General features: G+C 72.1%; 22 protein-coding genes. 15 read left to right on the top strand and 7 right to left on the bottom strand.

Annotation, left to right across the window (positions count from 1 at the left end):
* Positions 1–50: 50 nt before the first annotated feature.
* The 3 genes from ACQEXA_RS37805 to ACQEXA_RS37795 all read right to left on the bottom strand — a co-directional run bounded on the left by ACQEXA_RS37805 (position 51) and on the right by ACQEXA_RS37795 (position 3,886).
* Positions 51–1,316, bottom strand: a complete 1,266-nt coding sequence (locus ACQEXA_RS37805; RefSeq protein WP_432927331.1) for an NAD(P)/FAD-dependent oxidoreductase — start codon at positions 1,314–1,316, stop codon at positions 51–53.
* 104 nt (positions 1,317–1,420) lie between these two features.
* The gene (locus ACQEXA_RS37800; protein WP_432927333.1) at positions 1,421–2,788 is read right to left on the bottom strand and encodes a deoxyguanosinetriphosphate triphosphohydrolase; all 1,368 of its coding nucleotides are present in this window, start codon (positions 2,786–2,788) and stop codon (positions 1,421–1,423) included.
* A gap of 195 nt (positions 2,789–2,983) precedes the next feature.
* The gene (locus tag ACQEXA_RS37795; RefSeq protein WP_433132280.1) at positions 2,984–3,886 is read right to left on the bottom strand and encodes a sirohydrochlorin chelatase; all 903 of its coding nucleotides are present in this window, start codon (positions 3,884–3,886) and stop codon (positions 2,984–2,986) included.
* Positions 3,887–4,126: 240 nt separating this feature from the next.
* Between ACQEXA_RS37795 and ACQEXA_RS37790 the strand changes: the two genes are divergently transcribed.
* Together ACQEXA_RS37790 and ACQEXA_RS37785 are read left to right on the top strand one after the other, a co-directional pair.
* Complete coding sequence (locus ACQEXA_RS37790; protein ID WP_432927337.1) at positions 4,127–4,822, top strand: SanA/YdcF family protein; 696 nt, start codon at positions 4,127–4,129, stop codon at positions 4,820–4,822.
* Between the two features lie 122 nt (positions 4,823–4,944).
* On the top strand, positions 4,945–7,086 hold the full coding sequence (locus ACQEXA_RS37785; protein ID WP_432927339.1) for a molybdopterin oxidoreductase family protein: 2,142 nt from the start codon (positions 4,945–4,947) through the stop codon (positions 7,084–7,086).
* A 1-nt stretch (position 7,087) separates the two neighbouring features.
* On the opposite strand, the gene ACQEXA_RS37780 is transcribed toward ACQEXA_RS37785, so the two are convergent.
* Both ACQEXA_RS37780 and ACQEXA_RS37775 read right to left on the bottom strand, forming a co-directional pair.
* A complete protein-coding gene (locus ACQEXA_RS37780; protein WP_432927341.1) occupies positions 7,088–8,050 on the bottom strand; it encodes an intradiol ring-cleavage dioxygenase in 963 nt (320 codons plus the stop codon).
* 120 nt (positions 8,051–8,170) lie between these two features.
* The gene (locus ACQEXA_RS37775; protein ID WP_432927343.1) at positions 8,171–8,581 is read right to left on the bottom strand and encodes a gamma-glutamylcyclotransferase family protein; all 411 of its coding nucleotides are present in this window, start codon (positions 8,579–8,581) and stop codon (positions 8,171–8,173) included.
* 217 nt (positions 8,582–8,798) lie between these two features.
* Here ACQEXA_RS37775 and ACQEXA_RS37770 point away from each other — a divergent pair, with 217 nt between their 5' ends.
* From ACQEXA_RS37770 to ACQEXA_RS37755, 4 genes are all read left to right on the top strand, one after another.
* On the top strand, positions 8,799–10,448 hold the full coding sequence (locus tag ACQEXA_RS37770) for a M4 family metallopeptidase (protein ID WP_433132278.1): 1,650 nt from the start codon (positions 8,799–8,801) through the stop codon (positions 10,446–10,448).
* Between the two features lie 97 nt (positions 10,449–10,545).
* Positions 10,546–11,436 (top strand): aminoglycoside phosphotransferase family protein, encoded by an 891-nt coding sequence (locus tag ACQEXA_RS37765; RefSeq protein WP_433132276.1) that lies wholly within the window; start codon positions 10,546–10,548, stop codon positions 11,434–11,436.
* Positions 11,437–11,680: 244 nt separating this feature from the next.
* Positions 11,681–12,100 (top strand): YciI family protein, encoded by a 420-nt coding sequence (locus ACQEXA_RS37760; protein WP_433132274.1) that lies wholly within the window; start codon positions 11,681–11,683, stop codon positions 12,098–12,100.
* On the top strand, positions 12,097–13,365 hold the full coding sequence (locus ACQEXA_RS37755) for an RNA polymerase sigma factor (RefSeq protein WP_433132273.1): 1,269 nt from the start codon (positions 12,097–12,099) through the stop codon (positions 13,363–13,365). The genes ACQEXA_RS37760 and ACQEXA_RS37755 overlap by 4 nt, the downstream gene beginning before the upstream one ends.
* Before the next feature lie 52 nt (positions 13,366–13,417).
* Here ACQEXA_RS37755 and ACQEXA_RS37750 read toward each other — a convergent pair whose 3' ends face one another.
* Complete coding sequence (locus ACQEXA_RS37750; protein ID WP_433132271.1) at positions 13,418–14,017, bottom strand: NADPH-dependent FMN reductase; 600 nt, start codon at positions 14,015–14,017, stop codon at positions 13,418–13,420.
* Positions 14,018–14,376: 359 nt separating this feature from the next.
* Here ACQEXA_RS37750 and ACQEXA_RS37745 point away from each other — a divergent pair, with 359 nt between their 5' ends.
* From ACQEXA_RS37745 to ACQEXA_RS37710, 8 genes are all read left to right on the top strand, one after another.
* Positions 14,377–14,901, top strand: coding sequence for a hypothetical protein (locus tag ACQEXA_RS37745; protein WP_432927353.1), 525 nt, complete (start codon positions 14,377–14,379; stop codon positions 14,899–14,901).
* 112 nt (positions 14,902–15,013) lie between these two features.
* Positions 15,014–15,649: a class F sortase gene (locus ACQEXA_RS37740; protein ID WP_433132269.1), complete on the top strand. Its 636-nt coding sequence runs from the start codon at positions 15,014–15,016 to the stop codon at positions 15,647–15,649.
* Between the two features lie 193 nt (positions 15,650–15,842).
* Entirely contained in the window at positions 15,843–17,075 is a 1,233-nt protein-coding gene (locus ACQEXA_RS37735) for an NAD(P)/FAD-dependent oxidoreductase (protein ID WP_433132267.1), read from the top strand.
* On the top strand, positions 17,075–19,672 hold the full coding sequence (nirB, locus tag ACQEXA_RS37730) for a nitrite reductase large subunit NirB (protein WP_433132265.1): 2,598 nt from the start codon (positions 17,075–17,077) through the stop codon (positions 19,670–19,672). Before ACQEXA_RS37735 ends, nirB begins: the two co-directional genes overlap by 1 nt.
* Positions 19,669–20,022, top strand: coding sequence for a nitrite reductase small subunit NirD (gene nirD / locus ACQEXA_RS37725; RefSeq protein WP_432927360.1), 354 nt, complete (start codon positions 19,669–19,671; stop codon positions 20,020–20,022). Before nirB ends, nirD begins: the two co-directional genes overlap by 4 nt.
* Before the next feature lie 362 nt (positions 20,023–20,384).
* Positions 20,385–20,870: a DUF6841 family protein gene (locus ACQEXA_RS37720; RefSeq protein WP_432927362.1), complete on the top strand. Its 486-nt coding sequence runs from the start codon at positions 20,385–20,387 to the stop codon at positions 20,868–20,870.
* A gap of 46 nt (positions 20,871–20,916) precedes the next feature.
* The gene (locus ACQEXA_RS37715) at positions 20,917–21,111 is read left to right on the top strand and encodes a hypothetical protein (protein WP_432927364.1); all 195 of its coding nucleotides are present in this window, start codon (positions 20,917–20,919) and stop codon (positions 21,109–21,111) included.
* A gap of 33 nt (positions 21,112–21,144) precedes the next feature.
* Entirely contained in the window at positions 21,145–22,002 is an 858-nt protein-coding gene (locus tag ACQEXA_RS37710; RefSeq protein WP_432927366.1) for an MBL fold metallo-hydrolase, read from the top strand.
* A 100-nt stretch (positions 22,003–22,102) separates the two neighbouring features.
* Here the strand turns inward: ACQEXA_RS37710 and ACQEXA_RS37705 are convergent, their stop codons facing one another.
* Entirely contained in the window at positions 22,103–22,918 is an 816-nt protein-coding gene (locus ACQEXA_RS37705) for an alpha/beta fold hydrolase (RefSeq protein ID WP_432927368.1), read from the bottom strand.
* 189 nt (positions 22,919–23,107) lie between these two features.
* Here ACQEXA_RS37705 and ACQEXA_RS37700 point away from each other — a divergent pair, with 189 nt between their 5' ends.
* Complete coding sequence (locus ACQEXA_RS37700; protein ID WP_432927370.1) at positions 23,108–23,680, top strand: CGNR zinc finger domain-containing protein; 573 nt, start codon at positions 23,108–23,110, stop codon at positions 23,678–23,680.
* Position 23,681 lies beyond the last annotated feature (1 nt).

Here is a 23,681-nt window from a genome sequence, read left to right as displayed (position 1 = left end):
CGGGGCTCGTGCGGCGCCCCGGCGAAGACGCGGGGCGCACGCGCGGGCACCTAGGCGGACAGGCTCTCCAGCGGCACTCCGGGGTCCGCCAGCGCCTCCGGGTTCACCACGGTCCTGGCCCGGATCAGGTCCTGGATGCGGTCTGTGACGTCCCACACATTCACGTTCATACCGGCCAGCACCCTCCCCTCCTTCAGCCAGAAGGCGATGAAGTGCCGCTTTCCGGCGTCGCCCCGGATCACCACCTCGTCGTACGACCCCGGCGGCGCCCACCCCGAATACTCCATCCCGAGGTCGTACTGGTCGGAGAAGAAGTAGGGCACGCGGTCGTACGTGATGTCCTTGCCCAGCATCGACCGGGCGGCCGCAGGGCCGCCGTTGAGGGCGTTGGCCCAGTGCTCGACCCGCAGCCGGGTGCCGAACAGCTCGTGCCGGAAGGACGCCACGTCCCCCGCCGCGTAGATGTGCGGGTCGGAGGTGCGCAACCCCGCGTCCACCGCGACGCCGCCCCCTTGCGCGCGGTCGGCCAGCTCCAGCCCCGCCGACTCCGCCAGGGCGACCCGCGGCGCCGCGCCGATGGCGGCGAGCACGTCGTGCGCGGGGTGCTCGTCGCCGTCGTCGGTGCGGGCGGCCAGCACCATGCCGTCCTGGCCGACGATCTCGGTGAGCCGTACGCCGAAGCGGAAGCGGACGCCGTGCTCGCGGTGCACTTCGGCGAAGAGGTTGCCCAGCTCGGGGCCGAGGACCGCGTGCAGCGGGGTCGGCTCGGCCTCCACGACGGTCACCTCGGCGCCGTACTCGCGGGCCGCCGCCGCGACCTCCAGGCCGATCCAGCCGGCGCCCGCGATCACGAGGTGGCCGTTGTCCCGGCCGAGCGAGGCGAGGACGCCCTTGAGCCGCTCGGCGTGGGCGAGCCGGCGCAGATGGTGGACACCGGCGAGATCGGTGCCCGGGATGTCGAGGCGCCGGGGCTCGGCTCCGGTCGCGAGCAGCAGCTTGTCGTAGCGGACGAGGGTGCCGTCGTCACCGAACCGGACCGTCCTGGCCTCGCGGTCGAGGGCGACGACGGTCTGGCCGAGGTGCAGCTCGATGTCGTTCTGCGCGTACCAGGCGGGCTTGTGGACGAAGACGCTGTCTCGCTCCTCCTTGCCGAGGAGGTACCCCTTGGAGAGCGGGGGCCGCTCGTAGGGGTGGTCGCGTTCGTCGCAGATCAGTATCACCCGGCCGGTGAAACCCTCCGCGCGGAGTGTCTCGGCCGCTTTCGCACCGGCGAGACCTCCCCCCACGATGACGAACGTCTGATCCGCGTCGACCACTTGATGCCTCCTCTTAAGGATGTCGCCATATGCGAGCCTCTCGCATGGAGCGTGGTGCGGGAAGAGGGAGTGCCCCGATCAGGCCGGGTCCCGTCACCTTCGGCTCATGTCCGCCGGGTCAGCCGTGCGTGCAGGGAGCGCGCCGAGGCGTCCGTGAGCGAGGCAATCTGGTCGACGATCACCCGTTTGCGGGCGCGGTCGTCGGCGGCCTCGGCGAACAGGGCCCGGAACTGCGGGTCGAGTCCTTCGGGGGCCCGGGCGGTGAGCGCCTCGGCCAGCTCGGCGACCACGACCCGCTGGTCGGCGCGGAGCCGCTCCTGCTCGGCGCGCTGCATCACGTACCGGTCGGCGACCGCCTTGAGGACCGCGCACTCCATGCGGGCGCCGTCCGGTACCACGAGTTCGGCGGCGTACCGCGTGAGGCGCCCGCTGCCGTAGGCCGCCCGGGTGGCGCCTTCCGCGGCCAGGCAGAAGCGGCCGATGAGCTGGCTGGTGGCGTCCTTCAGCCGGGCCTGGGCGACCGCGGAGCCGTCATAGCCGCGCGGCCACCACTCCTGGGTGAGGAGCCGTTCGAGGGCCTCGGCCAGTTCCTCGGGGTCGGTGTCCGCCGGCACGTACCGCCCGAGGGCGACGGCGAACACCGCCTGCCGCTCCGGCTCGGCGTGCAGGCAGCCGGGGTCGATATGGCCGGCGTGCAGGCCGTCCTCGAAGTCGTGCACCGAGTAGGCCACGTCGTCGGACCAGTCCATGACCTGAGCCTCGAAGCAGGTGCGGTGGCCGGGCGCGTCCTTGCGGACCCAGTCGAAGACGGGGCGGTCGTCCTCGTAGACGCCGAACTTCCGGGACGTGGAATCGGTGGGGTGGGCGCCGCGCGGCCAGGGGTACTTGGTGGCGGCGTCGAGGACGGCCCGCGTCAGGTTGAGGCCCACGCTGACGAGTTCACCGGTGTCGGCCCCCACGAAACGCTTGGGCTCGATGCGGGCGAGCAACCGCAGGGACTGGGCGTTGCCCTCGAAGCCGCCGCAGTCCTCCGCGAACTCGTTCAGCGCCTGCTCGCCGTTGTGCCCGAACGGCGGGTGGCCGAGGTCGTGGGAGAGACAGGCCGCCTCGACGAGGTCGGGGTCGCAGCCGAGGGCGGCGCCGAGCTCACGGCCGACCTGGGCGCATTCCAGCGAGTGGGTGAGCCGGGTGCGGGGGCTGGCGTCCCAGGCGTCGGTACTGGTCTCGCCCGCGGCCGCGGAGCCGAGGGCCTGGGAGATGCCCGGGGCGACGACCTGTGTCTTGCCCGCGAGCCGACGCAGCGCCGCCGAGTGCAGCACCCGCGCGCGGTCGCGCTGGAAGGCCGTGCGTCCCGGGCGTTTGTCGGGTTCGGGTGCCCAGCGCTCGACGGCCGCCGCGTCGTACGCCGAGCCGGCCGCGCCGTTCTCGTACCGCGCGCAAGTGTCGTCGGCCTTCGGTGCAGTCCCGTCCATGACCCGACAGTAATCGCAGCGGATGACAATCGGGATGCGGGCGTCCGTCTACCGGCGGGCCGTTTCGCGGGCGCACGGGTGAAGGGCGGCCTCGGGTTCTCCCGGGCGAACGCGGCCGGATTCGGGGCGGGAGCGCCGAGGGTCCTGGGCGCGGACAGGCCCCGGAATCGGCCCGCCGGAGTGGAGCCGGTGGGTTCAGGCCGTGGCCAGCGCGGGCTCGGCGGTCGGCTCGGCGGGCTCAAGTGCCTGGTCGTAGCGGTGCAGGACGAGCCGGGCCATCGCCGGGTGGGCGCCGAGCGGGGCCGCGGCGACCCCGGGGGCGGCCTCGGCGCACTCGGTGGCGAAGCGGCCGGGCGCGGCGAAGCAGGAGGCGACGGCGATCCGGTGACGACCGCGGGCGGCGAGCGCGCGCACCGCCTCGGACACGGTGGGCGCGGCGGCGGAGGCGTAGGCGGGGACGACGGGGACGTCCAGGCGTTCGGCGAGGAGCTCCGCGATGCGACGGGTGCCGGCGGCGGAGTCCCGGTCGCGGGAACCGGCGGCGGCGAGCACGACGGCGCTCGCCCGGCGCCGGCCGTCGCTGAGCGTGGTGCGCCAGCCCGCCTCGACGAGCCGGGCGTAGAGGGCCTCCACAAGGAGGGGGTGCGGTCCGAGCGGTGCGGCGATACGGATGTCCGTCCGCGCCGCCGCGACGGCTTCGGGGATGTCCCGCTTGACGTGGTGGCCGCGGCTGACGAGCAGCGGTACGAGGACGGCGCCGGGGTCGCCGAGCGCGGCGAGCGTGTCGGGCAGCAGGGGCTCGTTCAGCTCGATGTGCCCGAGGTGCACGGGCAGATGGGGGCGCAGTTCGCGGACCCGTTCGGCGAGGGTGCGCACGGTGGACAGGGCGCGCGGGTCGCGGCTGCCGTGTGCCACGAGGACGAGCGCGGGCGGGGCCGGGCGCCGGGAGCCGTTCATGCTGACCAGGCCGAGCCGGCTGCCGAGCTGACTGGTGATCCGGTCCATCAGTTGCGCCGTGCTGTCGAGGTGGGTGCCCTGGAGCGGCCGGCCGCCGGGGCTGGGCTGGGACTCGTCTCGAGGAGGGTTCGACGCCGTCATGGACCGATCCTGACGGCAGCAGATTGCCGGACTGTTGCACCACCGTGACCGCGCTGTTTTCCGGGACTTCACCTCGCGGGGGCGCACGGGGTGAGAAGCGCGGGGCCGGCCGCAGCCCCTCGCGGGGAGCGGGGCCGTCGACCGCGGGCCCGTCCTGGTCCGGCGCGAACCGGATCACCGTACGCTGCGTCCTCACTGGTGACACTGGTGAGAGCGAGCGACCCGGGGGGACGCGTTTCGATGGGCCTGCCGCGCCTGAGGATCCGCAGACCGAAGCTGCCGCGTACGCGTGCGGGACAGCGGCGGGCCGTACAGGGTCTTGTGCTGCTGTGTGTGCTGGCGCTGCTGCCGGCGACCTGGATGTTCCTGACCACGGGCAGCCGGCTGCGCACGACCGCGGATGTGCCCCGCACCGATGTGGCCGTCGTCTTCGGCGCCGGTCTGTGGGACGGCGAGCCGTCGCCGTACCTCGCCCACCGGCTCGACGCGGCCGCGCAGCTCTACCGGGCGGGCCGGATCAAGGTCGTCCTGGTCACCGGCGACAACAGCCGCGACGACTACGACGAGCCGGACGCCATGCGCGTCTATCTGACGAAGCACGGTGTACCGGGCGGCCGGGTCGTGCGCGACTACGCCGGGTTCGACACCTGGGACTCCTGCGTCCGGGCGAAGAAGATCTTCGGTGTGGACCGGGCGGTCCTGATCAGCCAGGGCTTCCACATCCGGCGCGCCGTCGCCCTGTGCCGGGCGGCGGGCGTGACGTCGTACGGCGTCGGCGTCGACGACAAGCACGACGCGACCTGGTACTACGGCGGCACCCGGGAGGTCCTCGCGGCGGGCAAGGCGGCCGTGGACGCGCTGTTCCAGCCGGACCCGACCTTCCTCGGCCCCAAGGAGCAGGGGGTCGTGAAGGCACTCGCGCAGGCGCGGGGCTGAGGGCGCGGAGCACGGGCGGACGGGACCTCACCGCGCCGGGCGGCCCGCGGGGAGGCCGCCGTCCCGGCCGTGTAACCGGCGGCCGCCACGGCACGTAACACCGCCGACGCAGGCTGGGCGGTATGCGGAACACCTCGACGCCCACCCATTGCCCGTACTGCGCGCTCCAGTGCGGGATGAATCTCTCGCCCACCCCGACGGGAGGCGTCCAGGTGAGCGAGCGCGCGGACTTCCCGGTGAACCGTGGCGCGCTGTGCGGCAAGGGCCGGACGGCACCCGCGCTGCTGTCGTCGGGGGTCCGGCTGACCTCGCCGTTGGTGCGCCGCGCAGGGGTTCTCAGGCCCGCCGGGTGGGAGGAGGCCCTGGACCGCGTCGCCGGGGAGCTCGCCCGGGCGCGGGTGGAGCACGGCCCGGACGCGCTCGGGGTGTTCGGCGGGGGCGGCCTGACCAACGAGAAGGCATACGCGCTCGGGAAGTTCGCCCGGGTGGTCCTCGGCACCTCGCAGATCGACTACAACGGGCGGTTCTGCATGTCGTCGGCGGCGGCCGCGGGCGTACGGGCGTTCGGCCTGGACCGGGGGCTGCCGTTCCCGCTGGAGGACGTGCCGCGCACCGGGTGCGTGATCCTCGTCGGCTCCAACCTGGCGGAGACGATGCCGCCCGCGCTGCGGTATCTGACGGAACTGAAGGAGAACGGCGGCACGTTGATCGTGGTCGACCCGCGCCGTACCCGGACGGCCGAGCAGGCGGACCTGCATCTGGCGCCCCGCCCGGGCACGGATCTGGCGCTGGCGCTCGGTCTGCTGCACCTGATCGTGGCCGAGGGGCGCACGGACGAGGCGTACATAAGGGAGCGCACCAGCGGCTGGGAGGAGGCGCGGGCCGCGGCGATGGCGCACTGGCCGGAGTACGTCGAGCGGATCACCGGGGTGTCCGTGCCCGAACTCCGGGCGGCGGTACGGCTGTTCTGCGAGCCGAAGGCCGCGATGGTGCTCACCGCGCGCGGACCCGAGCAGCAGTCCAAGGGCACGGACACGGTGGGCGCGTGGATCGACCTGTGCCTGGCGACCGGCCGCGCGGGCCGGCCGCTGTCCGGCTTCGGCTGCCTGACCGGCCAGGGCAACGGGCAGGGCGGCCGCGAGCACGGTCAGAAGGCGGACCAGTTGCCCGGCTACCGCAGTCTGACCGACCCCGCGGCGCGGCGCCATGTCGCCCGGGTGTGGGGGGTGGACCCGGACGCGCTGCCGGGCCCGGGCCGCAGCGCCTACGAACTCCTCGACGCGCTGGGCACGGACGTCCGCACACTGCTGCTGATGGGGTCCAACCCGGTGGTGTCGGCACCGCGCGCGGCGCACATCGAGGACCGGCTGCGCTCACTGGACTTCCTCGCCGTGTGCGACGTGGTCCGCTCCGAGACGGCGGAACTGGCCGACGTGGTCCTGCCGGTCACGCAGTGGGCGGAGGAGACGGGCACCACGACCAGCCTGGAGGGCAGGGTCCTGCTGCGCCGCCGGGCGCTCGCCCCGCCGCCCGGAGTCCGCAGCGATCTGGAGGTCCTGCACGAACTGGCCGCCCGACTGGGCATGGAGAAGGGCTTCCCCACGGACCCGGAGGAGGTCTTCGGCGAACTGCGCCGCGCGAGTGCGGGCGGTCCGGCTGACTACTCCGGGATCACCTACCGGAGACTGGCCGAGGAGAACGGTGTGTTCTGGCCGTGCCCGGCGCCGGCCGCCGGGGAGGACGTACTCCCGGACGATTCCGGGCTCGACGGGCCACCGGCGGCCGTTCACCCCGGTACCCCCCGCCTCTTCCTCGACCGCTTCGCCACCGGCGACGGGCGGGCGCGGTTCGCCGCCGTGTCGTACCGTCCCGCCGCCGAGGAGCCCGACGACGACTATCCGGTACTGCTGACCACCGGCCGGGTCGTCGCCCAGTACCAGTCGGGGGCGCAGACGCGGCGCGTGGAGGAGCTGAACGCCGCCGCGCCGGGCCCGTATGTGGAGATGCATCCCCGGCTGGCCGAGCGGCTCGGCGCGGTGGACGGGGAGGCGGTGGCCGTGGTGTCACGACGGGGCCGGGCCGTCGCGCCCGCGCGGATCAGCCGTGCCATCCGGCCCGACACCGTCTTCATGCCCTTCCACTGGCCGGGCGAGGGCCGCGCCAACACGCTGACCAACCCGGCGCTCGACCCCACCTCCCGGATGCCGGAGTTCAAGGTGTGCGCGGTACGGCTGGAGCGGGTGACCGGCGACCCCGGAGAGTGACTCAGGGAGTGGGCGTCCGTGAGGCGCTCGCCGCGCTGTCCGGTGGCGGGGTGCTCGCTGCCGCTCCGCCGGACGGCACGCCCGGCCGAGGTGCCTCGGACGTCCCGCCGGACGATCGGGACTCCGGGAACGGGGAGCCGTCGCCGCCCGTGCTCTCCCCTGTGTTCTTCCGCGTGGGATCGATCCCGACGGTCAGCGTCGCCAGCAGCCCCTTGTCCGCGTCCCCGGTGACGTGTATCAGCCCGTCCCTCGTGCCGCCTCCGCCGTACACCGGGTCCTGAGCGAGCCGGGTGCGCGTGCCGGTGTGCCGGGTGTAGGGGGCCCTCGCGCCGACCTCGTCGGAGTACCGGTCCGCGAAGAAGAGCTCGCCGGTCCAGTTGACCCTGCCGCCCGCGTAGGTGCCGCCGGTCGCCCTGCCTCCGGTGTGCACCCTGACGTGGAAGTGCGGGGCCCGCCGCGCGTACCAGCCGGGGAAGACGGTCGCGAACTCGGCGGTCCCGCCGGCGTCGGTCGTCTGGAAGCCCCGCAGATACGTCCGTGGGTTCGCGCCGCTGTTGTCGCTGCCCGCGGCGGGCGCGGTGCCGCCCGGCCTCGCGGTCGGGTAGCCGGAGTAGTAGCCCCAGGCGTCGCAGTGCCAGACCTCCACCGCGGCGTCCTTGAGGAGCGCACACGCGTGCGGCTCGTCGCGCACGGTCAGGCGCAGCGTGAGCGGGACGCCCTTCTTGCCCTCGGTGATGTCCCTGCGGAACGGTGCGCCGGCGAGGTGGTAGGGCCCCTCGGTGACGCTCGGGTTGAGGACGCACAGTCCGTCGCCGGGAGCGGGGCTCGGCACCTTGCCGGGACCGGGGCCCCGGGAGACCCGGGACGGGGAGGAGCAGGAACTGAGCACGGGCCCCAGGACGGCACCCACGGCGGCGCCGCCCAGCGCGAGCGCCCGCCGCCGGGTGAAGTCGCTTTCGCTCATGGCCCGGACCCTAGGCGCAGCGGCCCGGCGGCAGGAGGGGGCACACGGGGCGGTCGCCCGCACGAGCGATGCGGTCCCGCCCGCTTCTCTGGCTCACTCGAAAGCCGGACATCCCGGGTCTCAGCGGCGCGCCGACCAGTCCCCGCTCTCGATGGGCCTGCCGTGCGCGCGCAGCCGTGCGGCGACCGCGGGCCCCGCGACATAGACCCAGGCGTGCACGGTCCTGCCGTCGGCGGCCGTGACGTCCCGGCGCACCCGCTCGTACAGGGTGTGGGGATCGCCCGGCACGTACTCCTCCAGCCGGTCGAGGGCGGCGAGCAGTTCGCCGTACGCCTCGGGCAGCGCGGTGACGATCTCACCGGTGACCGTGCCCCCGTCCTGCTCCACCGCGTACGGGTATCCGGGGCCGTCGTACAGCACGGCGCCGGGCAGCAGGCCGGGCTCCTCGCGGCGGGTACGGCCGCGCAGGAAGAGGTCGTGGTTGTGCTCGCCGGGGCGCAGCGTCCCGTACACGAAGAACGGCAGTCTCACGCGTCCGCTCCCCTCGTCCGTCCTGTCGGCCGCAACCATGCGTCGTCTCACCTTCGCACCTCTGACCGCGCCTGCCGAAACGATCCTCACCCCCCACACACATCTCCTCGACCGCGCTATGGACATGACATGTCATGAACCCTTAAATCAGGGGAACGCCTGAGGCCCACGCCTCCGGCCCCCCTATGCGCCCCCACGCGCCTTCCCGAGGAGACCGATGAGTCGGATACGGCACATCCGAGGTTCCCGTCTCACCGCGGCCGGTACCGCCGCGACCACCGCCGCCCTGCTGGCCGCCGCTCTCGCCCCCGCCCCCACCGCCGGCGCCACCGACAGACCCAGCCGGGCCACCGCGATCGACAACGCCGCCGCGGCACTGGTGCACCAGGCCACGCGCCTGGGCCTGACCCCGGCGCAGGGCACGAGCGTACGCGACGTCGTCGTGGACGCCGACGGCAGCCAGCATGTGCGCTACGACCGCACGTACCGTCAACTCCCCGTCCTCGGCGGCGACTTCGTCGTCCACATGAGCCCGAACGGCTCCTACCGCAGCTCGGACCGGGCCACGAAGCGTGCCATCACCGTGCCGACGACCACTCCCTCCGTCAAGGCTCCCGAGGCGGCCGATCTGGCCACCACCGCGCTGCGCGCCGCGAACGCCGGCGAGCTGCTGAAGAAGGTGACCGCCAAGCCGCAGCTCGTCGTCGACGCGCTGCACGGGGCGCCGCGGCTCGCCTGGCGCACCGACGTCGTGGGCCAGGACTCGCTCGGCAACCCGGTCGCCCGCACGGTCCTCACGGACGCCCGCACCGGGAAGCAGATCGACGCATGGGACAGCATCGAGACGGCGAGCGGCGACGGGCAGTCCCTCTACAGCGGCACGGTCGGTCTTGAGACGACGCAGTCCGGATCGACGTACCAGCTCAAGGACCCGACCCGGGGCAACACCTACACCGGCGACGCCGCGAACAAGACGGACCTGTGCTTCCTCGGGATCTGCTTCAGCCGTGCGCCCGCCACCCTGTTCACCGACTCCGACAACCACTGGGGCACGGGCACGGCCTCGGACCGCTCCTCGGCGGCGGTGGACGCGCAGTACGGCACCGACGAGACCTGGGACTACTACAAGAACGTCCACGGCCGCAACGGCATCGCGGGCGACGGCAAGGGCTCGTACAACCGTGTGCACTACGGCACCAACTACAACAACGCCTTCTGGGACGACAGCTGCTTCTGCATGACGTACGGCGACGGTGACGGGACGACCTTCGGCCCGCTGGTGGCGCTGGACGTGGCGGGCCACGAGATGTCGCACGGCGTGACGTCGAAGACGGCGGCGCTGACGTACTCGGGCGAGTCGGGCGGCCTGAACGAGGCGACCTCGGACATCTTCGGGACCCTGGTGGAGTGGTACGCCAACAACTCCTCCGACCCCGGTGACTATCTCATCGGCGAGAAGATCGTCCGCTCGGGCTTCGGCAAGTCGGCGCTCAGGTACATGGACAAGCCGTCGAAGGACGGGAACTCGGCGGACTGCTGGAGCTCGTCGGTCGGGAACCTCGACGTCCACTACTCCTCGGGCGTGGCCAACCACTTCGCCTACCTGCTGGCGGAAGACAGCGGCGCGAAGACCCTCAACGGCGTCTCATACGACTCCCCCACCTGCAACGGCTCCACGGTGACAGGCATCGGCCGGGACAAGCTCGGCAAGATCTGGTACCGGGCCCTGACGGTCTATATGACGTCCTCGACGAACTACGCGGGGGCGCGCACGGCCACGTTGAACGCGGCCAAGGACCTCTACGGCGCGGGCAGCACCGAGTACAACGCGGTGGCGGCGGCGTGGAGCGCGGTCAACGTGAGCTGATCACCGCCGTGCCGCGGCGGGCGTAAATCCGTGGCGGGCCGGGTCCCGGTGCGTCTACGCTCCGGCACCCGACCCGCCGACGGCCTCACGGAGACCCATGCCCGCCGCGAAGATGCACGCCGACGAACTCGACGTCGACAGCGCCCTGGTGCGCCGGCTGATTGCGGAGCAGTTCCCGCGGTGGGCGGGGCTGCCCCTCGCCGACGTCCCGTCCGCCGGGACCGACAACGCCATGTTCCGGCTGGGCGACGACATGGTCGTACGGCTGCCGCGCCGCCCGGGCGCGGCCGGGCAGGTGGCCAAGGAGCAACGCTGGCTCCCGCTGCTCGCCCCGCACCTCCCGCTGCCGGTCCCGGTGCCGCTCGGCCGGGGCGAGCCGGGGCCGGGGTACGGGCAGCCCTGGTCGGTGCTGCGCTGGCTGGACGGCGAGAACGCGTACGACGCGCCCCTCGCCGATCTCACCTCGGCAGCCGAGGAGTTGGGCCGCTTCGTGGCGGCACTGCGCAAGGCCGACGCGACCGGCGGCCCGGCCTCCTGGCGCGGCGGCCCGGTCGGGGCGAACGACGCACACGTCCGCGCCGCGATCCGCGACCTGGGCGCCGAAGACCGGGTGGACGCGGCCGCGGCGACCGCGCTGTGGGAAGAGGTCCTCCGGCTCCCCCAGTGGGACGGCGATCCCGCGTGGCTGCACGGCGACCTCCTGCCCGGGAATCTGCTGACCGGGGCCGGCCGGCTCACCGCGGTGATCGACTTCAGCGGCCTGGGCGTGGGCGATCCGGCGGCCGACACCCTGGCCGCATGGGCTGTCTTCACGACCGGCACCCGCGAGGCGTTCCGCGAGGCGGCCGAGTGCGAGGACGCGACGTGGGCGCGGGGACGGGGGTGGGCCCTGTGCTTCGGGCTGACGGCGGAGCACTACTACCGGCAGACGAACCCGGTCCTGGCGGCGGTGGGCCACCGGACTGTGGCGGAGGCGCTCGCGGGCTGAGGGGGTCGTGGCGGAGCAATGGGCGCTTCGGACACAGCGGTCCTCCAGGACCCGCGCACCGCCACCGCCCTGCCCGACCGGAACGGCCGGCTGCTCCTTCGCACGCATCCGCGCAGGTCAGCGGCGGATCCGAAGATGCCCGGAAAAAACTTCCGGCGCGGTGTCGAGAAAGCGTCGACGACTCCGACGTCCCCTGTGAAAGTTGCCCACAAGGGGCGGCGGCACGCACCCAGGGAGCGGAATCATGAAGTATCTGGTGATGGTCCAGGGCTCACAAGCCGACTACTACGCGATGCAGGGAAAGGGCTCCGAGCACAGCCCGGTCTGGAGCGAGAAGGACCTGCAGACGATGTTCTCCTTCATGCAGGCCGTCAACGACGACCTCGCCGAGTCCGGTGAACTGGTCGACGCCCAGGGGCTGGTCGAACCCGCGCAGACCCGCTTCGTGCGGGCGGACAAGGACGACCGCCCGGTGATCTCGGACGGCCCCTACGGCGAGACGAAGGAAGTGCTCGCCGGGTACTGGGTGCTGGACTGCGAGAGCCTGGAGCGGGTCACGGAGATCGCGGCGCGCGTCGCCCGGTGCCCGGTCCCGGAGGGCTCGCCCGATCACCCGGTCGTCATCCGCCCCATTCAGGAGAGCGGCGGCGATCTGTGCCCGTGACAGGCACGAGCGAGGTCGAGGACCTGCTGCGGCTGCACGCACCGCAGGTCCTCGGTGCGCTGGTGCGCCGCTACGGGCACTTCGGCCCGGCCGAGGACTCCGTACAGGAGGCACTGCTCGCCGCCGCGCAGCAGTGGCCCAGGACCGGCGTACCGGTCAATCCGCGCGGCTGGCTGATCAAGGTGGCCTCGCGCCGCCTCACCGACCAGCTGCGCAGCGACGAGGCGCGGCGCCGGCGCGAGGAGACGGCGGCGCAGCTGACACCGCGGGACGCCTTCACGGCGCCTCCGCCCGGTGAGAGCCGCGCCCCGTCCGACGACGACACTCTGACGCTGCTCTTCCTGTGCTGTCATCCCGCCCTGACGCCGGGCGCGCAGATCGCACTCACCCTGCGGGCCGTCGGCGGTCTGACGACGGCCGAGATCGCCCGTGCGCTGCTGCTGCCCGAGGCGACGGCCGCGCAGCGGATCAGCCGGGCGAAGGCGAAGATCAAGGACGTGCCGTTCCGTCAGCCGCGCCCCGAGGACCGCGACCAGCGGCTGGCGGCCGTGCTCCAGGTGCTCTATCTGATCTTCAACGAGGGCTATACGGCGACCTCCGGAACGACTCTGCAGCGCGCGGACCTCGCACATGAGGCGATCCGGCTGACCCGTGCCGTGCGGCGACTGCTGCCGCGGGAGGGCACGGTCACCGGGCTGCTGGCCCTGATGCTGCTCACCGAGGCGCGCAGCGCGGCCCGCAGCGGTCCCCACGGCGAGCTGATCCCGCTCGACGAACAGGACCGCGCACGCTGGGACCGCAAGGCGATCGCCGAGGGCACGGCGCTGGTGGAGGAGGCGCTCTCCGAAGGCCCGGCCGGCGCCTATCAGCTGCAAGCGGCCATCGCCGCCCTGCACGACGAGGCGGAGCGGGCGCAGGACACCGACTGGCCGCAGATCCTCGCTCTGTACGACCTTCTCATGGCCCGTACCCCCGAGCCCATGGCGGCGCTGGGGCGGGCGGTGGCGGTCGCGATGGTGGAGGGCCCGAAGGCCGGGCTGGCCGAAGTGGCGGGGATGGAGGACCAGCTGACCGGCCATCACCGGCTCGACGCCGTACGCGCCCACCTGCTGGAGAAGGCGGGAGACCGGGAGGGCGCCAGGGCCGCGTACCAGTGGGCCGCGCGGCACACCCTCAGCATCCCCGAGACCCGCTATCTCCAGATGCGGGCGGCACGGCTGGGACCCGGCGCCGAGGACACGGACAGGACACCGCCCGGCAGTTGACCGACGCGCTGCCCATCGACCGAACCGCCTCCCGGCGCCCAGGTGCGCCGGACTACCCCGCGTACGGCCGCGTCCGCTTCGCCTCCCGCAACGCCCCGGCCCACCAGACGAGTTGATCCAGCATCACCTTGACGGCGGCATCGGGACCCGTCGTGTCACGCGGCCGGCCCTCCTCGTCGAAGGCGGCGCCCCCGCCGTGGAAGGACACCGTGTCCCGCATGGTGACCGCGTGGAGTTCGGCGAAGACCTGGCGCAGGTGTTCCACCGCGCGCAGGCCGCCCGAGACGCCGCCGTACGAGACGAGGGCGACCGGTTTGGCCCGCCATTCGGTGTAGTGCCAGTCGATCAGGTTCTTCAGGCCCGCCGGGAAGGAGTGGTTGTACTCGGGCGTGAGGACGACGAACGCTTCGGCGCCGCCCAGCTTCGGGGTGACCTCGGCGAGCGCGGCCGTCGCCCGGGGGGACGGGGCCAGCGTCGCGGGCAGCTCGGCCTCGGCCACGTCCACGACATCGAGTACAAGGTCGTAGCGTTCGCGGATCCGGCCGAGCAGCCACTCGGCGACGACGGGAGCGAAGCGGCCCTGGCGGTTGCTGCCGATCACGACGGTGACGCGGACAGGCGCGGAAGTGGGGACATCTGTGATGGTGTTCATGACGCACAGCCTCATACCTCAACCATTCTTGAGGTCAAGCGCGCACCTCCGGGTCGCGGCCGGGCCTGCCCGCGCGCCGTCACCGCGCAGCGCGTCTCACTCTCCGTCACCCGTTTCGCAGCCGCGTCTGGGCCCTTCGGGTGTTCTGTCGCGACCCCCTGTCGCATGCCCGCTGACCTGCCCGAATGCCGCCTCCTCCAGCCGGTGGGGCTGTCGACCTGACACTCGTTCACCGTATTTCTGACACATCGTCAGAAGGCGGCTCGGGCCCACAGCCCTTTTCCTCGAGAGTGCAGGGCACGACCTACGCAGCGGCACACTGGGGGTGCCGCGGGCCGTGTCCCCGGAGGAGCACCGCCATGCGACGAACGGCCCGCCTGATCACCGGTCCTGTGCTCGCCGTCGCCGCCGTCGCGCTGGCCGCCGGAACCGCGTACGGCAGTGACGCCCGAAAGCTGGAGGTCTTCCCCACGACCGTGGTCCCCGGAGCCGACGTGACCGTCAACACGGCGGCGTGCGGCCCGGACGGCTCGGCCGCCGGGGACGCCACCGCGGTCGGCGCCGGCGTCTTCACCCTGGTGCCCAGCGCGCATAAGCAGGACGCGATCGGACGGTTCCGGGTGCCGCCGAGCGCACAGCCGGGCACGTACGAGATCGTCGCGAAGTGCGCCGGCGCCCGGCACGACACCGTGGCGGGGGACCTGATCGTCTCCATGACCGCGGCCAAGAACCCGGCGCTTCCGAAAGGAAGCGTGCAGACAGGGGTCGGGGGCGCACTCGGCCCCGACCCCGTGCGGTCCGCGGCCGGCGTGGCGGCGCTGGCTCTCGCGGCCGCCGGCGGTACCTGGCTCCTGCATCGACGGGCGAGAGCCGACAGGATGTGACGGACATTCCGCGCTGTCCGTCCGCCGGTACCGCCCCCCGCTCCCCCTCCGGGTCCGATGCCCCTCGCGGCCCGGAGGGGGCTCTTGATCCCGCATCCGATCGGAGTTTCATGTGAACAAGGTCGGCACGTCCGGCACGGTCGGAGACGCCGCCATAGCATCCGTCACGATAGCCGCCCTGTGCTCCGGTGTGTGGCTGCTGCACAGCGCCGAGAGCCAGGCACCACCGCAGCCGTCGGCCGCGCAGGCGGCCGCGGTCACGGACAGCGTGAAGCCCGGCTCGCCCCCGTTGCCGCCCTCGCCACCGGACCGCATACGCATACCGTCGATCCGCGTCGACGCCCCTCTCACCGGACTCGGGCTGACCGACAAGGGCCGCCTCAAGCCCCCGCCCGCGACGGACAAGAACCTCGCCGGCTGGTACCGGGGCGGCGCAACCCCCGGAGAGTCGGGCACCGCGATCGTCGCCGGTCATGTCGACAACGCGACGGGCCCGGCCGTCTTCTACGCCCTCGGCGCGGTGAAGAAGGGCAGCACGATCGAGGTGCACCGGCGCAACGGCTCGACGGCCGTCTTCTCCGTCTACGGGGTCCAGGTCTTCTCGGACAAGAAATTCCCCGACCACACGGTGTACGGGACAGCGCACCGCCCCGAGCTGCGGGTGATCACCTGCGGTGGCGGCTACTCACGCGGGACGGGCTACCGGGGAAACGTCGTCGTCTTCGCACGCCTCACGGCCGCACGCTGATCAGCCCTGCCGGCCACGCCCCGCCCGAGGGCGCGCGACCGGCGCCGGGTCCCTGCCCGACGGGACCTCACCACCAGCGGACGCCGCGGCACCGCACCCTCACAGCCGCGCCCCGCCCACGCTGAGGGCAGCGTTCCTCACGGGAAACGGCCGTGATGCGGCCGGGTAACGTCGGCACCGCACGCTGCGGTGCATGACCTCGGACACGCGTGTGGTGGTGATCGGCGCCGGACTCGCGGGCACCCGTCTCGCCCGGCGGCTCGGCGAGCTCGGCACGCCCGCCCTGCTCGTCGGCGAGGAAGAGCACGCCCCCTACAACCGCGTCCTGCTCGCCGACGTCCTGGCCGGCCGCTACGCGCCCGAGGTGATCTCCCTGCCGGCGCCGGAGCACCTCGTCCGCGCCCGGGTCGTCCGGATCGACCGCGCGCGCCGCGAGCTGCACTGCGCCGACGGCTCGGTGATCGCCTACGGCACGCTCGTCCTCGCCACCGGCTCCAACCCCGTGCTCCCGCCCCTGCGCGGCCTGCTCGACGGCGACAGGCAAGAACTACCCGCGGGCGTGCACGCGTTCCGCACCCTGGACGACTGCCTGCGGCTCGCCGGGGCGGTACGCGAAGGGGTGCGTGCCGTCGTCGTCGGCGGCGGACTGCTCGGCGTCTCCGCGGCCCGCGCGCTCTCCGTCCGCGGCGCCCATGTCGTTCTCGCCCAGCAGGCCGAACGCCTGATGGAGCGCCAGCTCGACCCCCCGGCCTCCCGGCTGCTGCACCGCCACCTCGGCGACCTCGGCGTGGAGATCCACACCGAGACGCGGGTCCGCGGCGTGCGCACCCTCGGCGGGGCGGTTCACTCCGTGGAGATGGCCGACGGCTATGCCCTCGGCACCGATCTCGTGGTCCTGGCCTGCGGCGTCCGCCCGCGGGTGGGACTGGCCCAGGATGCGGGACTGGCCGTCCGCAAGGGCATCCTCGTCGACGACGAACTGCGCACCTCGGACCCGCACATCCGGGCCATCGGCGACTGCGCCGAGCACGCCGGCACGGTGTACGGGCTGGCCGCCCCGGCCCTCGAACAGGCCGACGTCCTCGCCGGACTGATCGCGCCCGGGACCGGCCTGCCGGGCGGCCCGGCCGCCCGCTACACCGGCACCCGCGCCCTGACCCGGCTCACCCTTTCCGGTCCTGCCGTCCTCGACCTCGCCGCCTTCGGCGAGACGGACCCGGAACCGGGCGACGACACGGTCCAGCTCGCCGACGCCGTCAGCGGCACCTACCGCAAGGTCGTCGTCCGCGACGGCCGCCTCGTCGGCGGGGTGCTCGTCGGTGCACTCGGCACCGTCGGCGTACTCGCCCGCGCCTGGGAGGAGGCCGAGCCGCTCCCGGCCGACGCCCCCCTGCTCCACCTGCTCACCAACGACGGAGGCTCCTGATGTCCACGGCCACCCCCACCCTCGTGCTCGTCGGCCACGGCATGGTCGGCCAGCGCTTCCTCGAAGCTCTGGCCGAGCGCGGCCTGACCGCCACGCACCGCGTGGTCGTGCTGTGCGAGGAGCCGCGCCCCGCCTACGACCGGGTCCGGCTCACCTCGTACTTCTCGGGCACCACACCCGAGGAACTGTCCCTGACCGACCGGGAGTTCATCGAGCGGCACGGGATCGAGCTGCACCTCGCCGACCCGGCCCTGACGATCGACCGGGACGCTCGAACGGTCACCGCCCGCTCCGGGCTCACCGTCGCCTACGACACCCTCGTCCTCGCCACCGGCTCCTACCCCTTCGTCCCACCGGTCCCCGGCAAGGACGCGGAGGGCTGCTTCGTCTACCGCACCATCGAGGATCTGCTGGAGATCGAGGAGTACGCCCGGACGAGGGCGACCACCGGGGCCGTGGTCGGCGGCGGGCTGCTCGGTCTGGAGGCGGCCGGCGCACTCACGGGCCTGGGCCTGGCCACCCACATCGTGGAGTTCGCGCCGCGCCTGATGCCGGCGCAGGTCGACGAGGGCGGCGGCGCCGCGCTCCTGCGGACCGTCAAGGGGCTGGGCCTGACCGTGCACACCGGCACGGGCACACAGGAGATCGTCGCCGGTGCGGACGGCCAGGTGACGGCCATGAAGCTGTCCGACGGCTCGGTACTCGACACCGACATGGTCGTGTTCTCGGCCGGGGTCCGCCCCCGCGACCAGCTCGCCCGGGACTGCAGGCTCGTGGTCGGCGAGCGCGGCGGCATCGCCGTGGACCAGCAGTGCCGCACGGTGTCCGACCCACGGGTGTTCGCGATCGGCGAGTGCGCGCTGGCCGCGGACGGCCGGGTGTACGGGCTGGTCGCGCCGGGGTACGAGATGGCCGGGACGGCCGCCACGGCGATCGCCGACGACGAGGCAGAAAAGTCGTCGTTCACCGGCGCCGACCTGTCGACCAAGCTCAAGCTGCTGGGCGTCGACGTGGCGTCCTTCGGTGACGCACACGGCACCACCGCGGACTGCCTCGACGTCGTCTACGCGGACTCACGCTCGGGCACGTACAAGAAGCTGGTCATCGGCCGTGACGGGGAACTGCTCGGCGGCATCCTGGTCGGCGACGCGGAGGCGTACGGCACCCTGCGCGCCCTCACCGGGTCCGTACCGCCCGTCGCCCCCGAGCAGTTGGTGCTGCCCGCGGGGTCCGGCGCCCCGGTCCAGCTCGGCCCGTCCGCGCTGCCCGACGAGGCCGTCGTCTGCTCCTGCCACAACGTCACCAAGGGCACGATCCGCGGCGCGGTCACCGAGCACCGCTGCTCGACCGTGCCCGAGGTGAAGAAGTGCACCAAGGCCGGTACGGGCTGCGGAAGTTGCGAGAAGGTGCTCGGCCGGCTCGTCGCGGACGAGCTGGCGGCGAGCGGCGTCGTGGCCGACAAGGGGCTATGCGGCTGCTTCCCGCAGACCCGCGAGGAGCTCTACGAGATCGTCCTCGCGCTGCGCATCTCCTCCTATCAGCAGCTCCTCGACCGCTACGGGCGCGAGGGCGCGCGCGGCGGCGACGGCTGCGAGACCTGCAAGCCGGCCATCGCCTCGGTCGTCGCCTCGCTCGCCCCGGCGATCGGCGCCGACGGCCATGTACTGGACGGCGAGCAGGCGGCCCTGCAGGACACCAACGACCACTTCCTCGCCAACCTGCAGAGGAACGGTTCGTACTCGGTCGTGCCGCGCATCCCCGGTGGTGAGATCACCCCGGAGAAGCTGATCGTGATCGGTGAGATCGCCCGCGACTTCGGCCTCTACACGAAGATTACCGGGGGCCAGCGGATCGACATGTTCGGCGCGCGGGTGGAGCAACTGCCGCTGATCTGGGCCCGGCTGGTGGACGCGGGCTTCGAGTCGGGGCACGCGTACGGAAAGGCCCTGCGTACGGTGAAGTCGTGCGTGGGCCGGACCTGGTGCCGCTACGGCGTCCAGGATTCCGTGCGCATGGCGATCGACCTGGAGCTGCGCTACCGGGGCCTGAGGTCCCCGCACAAGCTGAAGTCGGCGGTCTCGGGGTGTGCCCGCGAGTGCGCGGAGGCCCGTTCGAAGGACTTCGGCGTGATCGCCACGGCGAAGGGCTGGAACCTCTACGTCGGCGGCAACGGCGGTGCCACCCCGCGTCACGCGGACCTGCTGGCCCAGGACCTGTCCGACGCCGAACTGGTCCGCCTGATCGACCGGTTCCTGATGTTCTACATCCGCACGGCCGACCGCCTGGAGCGCACCTCGGTGTGGCTGGAGCGCATCCCCGGCGGTCTGGACCACGTACGGGACGTGGTGGTCCAGGACTCCCTCGGCATCTGCGAGGAACTCGAGTCGCTGATGGCGGCACATGCGGCGAACTACCGCGACGAGTGGGCGCAGACCCTCGACGACCCGGAGCGGCTGGCCCGTTTCGTGTCCTTCGTGAACGCCCCCGGCACCCCCGACCCGGTGGTCGGCTTCGTCCCCGAGCGCGACCAGATCAAGCCCGACCTGCCGTTGCTGACGCTCGGCACCCGCCCCCTGGAAGGAAGCGCGCAGCGATGACACCGGCACCCGGCACGCGAAGCCCTGAGGTCCGGCTCCGCCTCGACCACGACCGCTGGCTCACCGTCTGCGACCTGGGCCTGCTGGTTGCGGGCCGCGGGGTGGCGGCACTGCTGCCCGACGGCCGCCAGGCGGCGGTCTTCCGCGACCGCGCGGGCCGGCTGTACGGCATCGACAACCGCGACCCCTTCAGCGGCGCCGCCGTCCTCTCCCGCGGCCTGACGGGCACTCACGAGGGCCGCCCGTTCGTCGCCTCCCCCTTGCTGAAGCAGCGCTTCGACCTCACGTCGGGCCAGTGCCTGGACGACGAGAAGGTGCGCGTGGCGGTGTACGAGGTACGCAGCGCCTGACCGCTGGGCGGCGTCCCCGCACAGGGTGTGCACTCGGCTCTCTGAACTGCGTGTCCGAGGCCACGAAGCCCCGCGCGGAGGAGTGAGAACACATGAGAGCTGAGCGCGTTGCCGACGCGGGCGTTAGAAACAGTGCGGAGAGGCCGCTCAGCCATGACCGAATCGTAGCGACAACACTACTGATGGTTCGGATGACGAGCATGGCGAGTATGGCGAGTATTGCGAGTAAAAAGTCTGCTAGCGGCCCATTTGAGCCTTTGCCGTAAGAGGTAAACGCTCTACGCTTATTTCTATACGAAGGAGGGACGCCGGCCTGCCGCGTCCGCGGTGGCCGGCTCGTGCATCCAGAAAGAGGTTCAGCAATGGCGCCATCGTCCACCCGGCCCGAGCTCGATGAGACGTACACCGAGATCACCGACTGGTTCTTCGAGACCTACCTGCCGCGGTGGGTCACGGCCGTGGAGACTTCACACGATCCCTCCTTCATCGGCGACTACTGGGCAGCCCCGCTCTGGGTCGGAGACGACAGCGGGCCCGTCATCCTCGCCCCCACGGCGGAGGACGTCACCGCATGGTTCAAGGTCACCTTCGACCGCCTGAGAACCGCGGGCTACACGCATACCGCGGTGCTCGACCGCCGCGTGGTGGTGTTCAACAAGGACGGTGGCGCCATTGACGTCATCTGGTCGCGTCGCCGCGCCGACGATTCGGAGATCGAGCGCCTGGCTGTGCACTTCGTCATCGCCCGCGGCGGCGACGGGCTGCGTATCGTGACGATCGAGGCCACCCTCACCGACTCCGACACGCTCGACGAGGTGTGGCCGATCCGCCGGGGCGGGGACCTGTGACCTCCGCCGTCCTCGCGCAGCGGTTCGCTCCGTCGGGCCTCCGCTCATGATCGTCGCCACAGGCGACACGAGGACGCCGACAGACATCGCGCTCGCCGCATATGAGCGCGCCGGCGAGCCCAAGAAGCTCATCGCCCACGAGGGCGGGCACTTCGGCGCGTACGTCGCCCCCTTCGACGAGACCGGTGGCAGGGCCACGGACTGGTTCATCCAGCATCTCAAGCCCGCCGCGACCAGCTGACGAGCACCAGGCACACAAGGAAAGTCACGCATCATGGCATCTGACCTTCGTTTCCACGTCCACGTCGCCGACCCGACCCCCGAACACGGCACACCCCCGGTGCCGCACGGCCACCCGGCGGTCGCATCCCCCATGTCATCGACGCTCATCACCGGTGAACGCGACGCCGTCCTCGTCGACACCCCATGGACACACGAACACATTCGCGTGATCGGCGACTGGATCGCCTCGTTCGACAGAAACCTGACCGCGATCTACATCACCCACGGCCACGGCGACCACTGGTTCGGCGTGCCCGGACTGCTCGACCGGTTCCCAGGAGCAAGGGTGTACTCAACCGCCGGGACCGCCAGGTACATCAGGAAGCAGCACGAGACCCGCGGCGAGCAGTGGGACGCCCGGTTCCCGGGGCAGGTCTGCGAAGGAGAGATCCACCCGGAGATCATCCCGGCGGAAGGCATCGAGCTGGAGGGCAACGTTCTGAAGGCGGTCGAACTCGGCCACACCGACACCGACGAGACAACCGGTCTGTGGGTACCGTCCATCCGCCTCTTCGTCGCGGGCGACTCGGTCTACAACCACTGTCACCAATACCTCAACGAATCCGGCGACGGGGGACTTCAGGCGTGGTACCGGGCGCTGGACACGATCGAGGCGCTGGATCCGACGTACGCGGTGGCCGCCCACAAGGACAAGGCACAGCCTGACGACGCGGGCGCCGTCCAGCGGACGCGGACCTACCTCGACACGTTCCAGCGACTCGCCGCAGAGGACACCCGCACGCCCGAGGAGTTCTTCGACGAGATGATGCGGCTGTTCCCCGGGTACGCCAACCCGAAGGCCTTGTGGCGCAGCGTCGTCGCAGTCATCGGCCGGCCCACCGCCGGGTGAAGACCTCTCGCGGCGCCGGGCTCGACGATCCGGTGGGCGTCGGCGTGGCTCACGCCGACGCCCACCGGGGCGGCTCGGCCAGGGCTGGACATCAGCTGGGTCAGTTCTCCTGCCACCAGGCGGTGACGGCCTTGGCGTACTCCTCCGCCGCTTCCTCCCAGACGAAGTGTCCCCCCTCGATGATCTCGAGCTTGCTGTGGGGCAGGCGCTCGTGCAGGTACTCGGCGTTGACCACCGGCACCACCGAGTCCTTGCTGCCGTTGATGATCTGGACCGGCGTCTCGACAGTGGCCAGCAGGTCGCCCAGGACCGGCAGTTCGGCGGGATACGCGCGAACGTAGGACATCTGGTCGACGAAACGCTGTCCCACGTAGGACGCGAGGTAGTCCTCGCGCACCTCCTCCGGCAGCTCGTAGCCCTCGATCTTGTCGACCGCGACCGTCACGATGGTCTTGGGGTTCATGGCCCGGTACGGCGCCAGGTCCTCGGCATGCACCCACTCGCGCAAGGGACTGCCCAGTTGCAGCGGGACTGCCGCCCCGCCGGTGCCCACGACCGCGCTGCGGAATCGGTCCGGGTGCCGGGCCACGGCGAACAGCACCGCGCTAGTGCCGATGTCCGGGCCCACGACGTGGGGCTTCGCCAGCCCGAAGGTGTCGGCGAGCCGCACGATGAACTCGCTCATCGCCTTGGGCGAGAGCAGGTCCTCCCGCAGCTCGGAGTGCCCGAACCCCGGCAGGTCCACCGCGATCAGGTGAGCGTGCTCGGCCAACCGGGACCAGGTCGCGTCGAAGGCGTACAGGCTCTCCGGCCACGGGCTCAGCAGCAACGCGTCGCAGTCACGGGGCTCGTCGCTCTCGGCGTACCGGATGGACAACCCGTCGATCGTCCGGAATCGGGGCTTGATCTCACTCATGTTCTCCTCCTCTGACAGACACCGCGAGCCGAGTGACCCTTCGTTCGCGAGGCGGCCGCCAGTCGACGAGATCGACAGGGACAACGGCGGGATGTAATGACCTATCGAATTAGTCACTTACTTCCTACCACGGCTCCCTACCGACATGTAAGCTCCTTTCACGAAAAGACCCTGTGGTACGGTGCTGGCGTGAGCAGAGAAGGACAGGACACCGCACGGTCGATCCCCGCCACTGCCGCGGCCATCGTGGATCTGCTCAACTCGCGAGCCCACGGCATCACCCCGGCCCTCCCGGACACGCTCGAGAGTCCGCAGACGGCAGGCAAGATCCTGCGCCCGTTCGGTCAGCCCGAGGGGCAGCAGCCGGCACCGAGCCTCATCGCCGAGGTCCGTGACCTGCGTGCGGCCCTCGTTGACATCGTCACGGCATCGGAACCCGAGGAAACGACAGCCGGCTGGGCACAGATCACGCGGTGGTCGTCTTCGATCACACTGAGGCAGGTCTTCGCGGCGCCGGGAGAGGTGGGGCTGCAGCAGATCGACGGCGATCCCGTGATCGGCGGTATCACCATCGCGGTGGCGGAACTCGTCGCCGACGGCACCTGGCGGCGCATCCGCGCCTGCGCCAACGAGACCTGCGCCCACGCCTTCTACGACACCACGCGCAGCCGCACTCAGCGTTGGCACTCGTACGAGGTCTGCGGCAACAGGAACAACGTGGCCGCGTATCGAGCCAGGCACAAGGCCCGGTCCACGCGCTGAC

This window comes from Streptomyces sp. CA-106110, from assembly GCF_050936285.1.
Lineage (GTDB): Bacteria > Actinomycetota > Actinomycetes > Streptomycetales > Streptomycetaceae > Streptomyces.
This window is presented reverse-complemented; position numbering and strand designations above follow the sequence as displayed.

Excerpts from the sequence above, each read along its gene's own strand:
- ACQEXA_RS37760 (WP_433132274.1), top strand. The coding sequence starts at position 11,681 with ATGAAGTATCTGGTGATGGTCCAGGGCTCACAAGCCGACTACTACGCG.
- nirD (WP_432927360.1), top strand. The coding sequence starts at position 19,669 with ATGACACCGGCACCCGGCACGCGAAGCCCTGAGGTCCGGCTCCGCCTC.
- ACQEXA_RS37715 (WP_432927364.1), top strand. The coding sequence starts at position 20,917 with ATGATCGTCGCCACAGGCGACACGAGGACGCCGACAGACATCGCGCTC.
- ACQEXA_RS37710 (WP_432927366.1), top strand. The coding sequence starts at position 21,145 with ATGGCATCTGACCTTCGTTTCCACGTCCACGTCGCCGACCCGACCCCC.
- ACQEXA_RS37735 (WP_433132267.1), top strand. The coding sequence starts at position 15,843 with ATGACCTCGGACACGCGTGTGGTGGTGATCGGCGCCGGACTCGCGGGC.
- ACQEXA_RS37745 (WP_432927353.1), top strand. The coding sequence starts at position 14,377 with ATGCGACGAACGGCCCGCCTGATCACCGGTCCTGTGCTCGCCGTCGCC.
- ACQEXA_RS37790 (WP_432927337.1), top strand. The coding sequence starts at position 4,127 with ATGGGCCTGCCGCGCCTGAGGATCCGCAGACCGAAGCTGCCGCGTACG.
- nirB (WP_433132265.1), top strand. The coding sequence starts at position 17,075 with ATGTCCACGGCCACCCCCACCCTCGTGCTCGTCGGCCACGGCATGGTC.
- ACQEXA_RS37750 (WP_433132271.1), bottom strand. The coding sequence starts at position 14,017 with ATGAACACCATCACAGATGTCCCCACTTCCGCGCCTGTCCGCGTCACC.
- ACQEXA_RS37800 (WP_432927333.1), bottom strand. The coding sequence starts at position 2,788 with ATGGACGGGACTGCACCGAAGGCCGACGACACTTGCGCGCGGTACGAG.
- ACQEXA_RS37765 (WP_433132276.1), top strand. The coding sequence starts at position 10,546 with ATGCCCGCCGCGAAGATGCACGCCGACGAACTCGACGTCGACAGCGCC.
- ACQEXA_RS37780 (WP_432927341.1), bottom strand. The coding sequence starts at position 8,050 with ATGAGCGAAAGCGACTTCACCCGGCGGCGGGCGCTCGCGCTGGGCGGC.
- ACQEXA_RS37720 (WP_432927362.1), top strand. The coding sequence starts at position 20,385 with ATGGCGCCATCGTCCACCCGGCCCGAGCTCGATGAGACGTACACCGAG.
- ACQEXA_RS37795 (WP_433132280.1), bottom strand. The coding sequence starts at position 3,886 with ATGACGGCGTCGAACCCTCCTCGAGACGAGTCCCAGCCCAGCCCCGGC.
- ACQEXA_RS37770 (WP_433132278.1), top strand. The coding sequence starts at position 8,799 with ATGAGTCGGATACGGCACATCCGAGGTTCCCGTCTCACCGCGGCCGGT.
- ACQEXA_RS37705 (WP_432927368.1), bottom strand. The coding sequence starts at position 22,918 with ATGAGTGAGATCAAGCCCCGATTCCGGACGATCGACGGGTTGTCCATC.
- ACQEXA_RS37785 (WP_432927339.1), top strand. The coding sequence starts at position 4,945 with ATGCGGAACACCTCGACGCCCACCCATTGCCCGTACTGCGCGCTCCAG.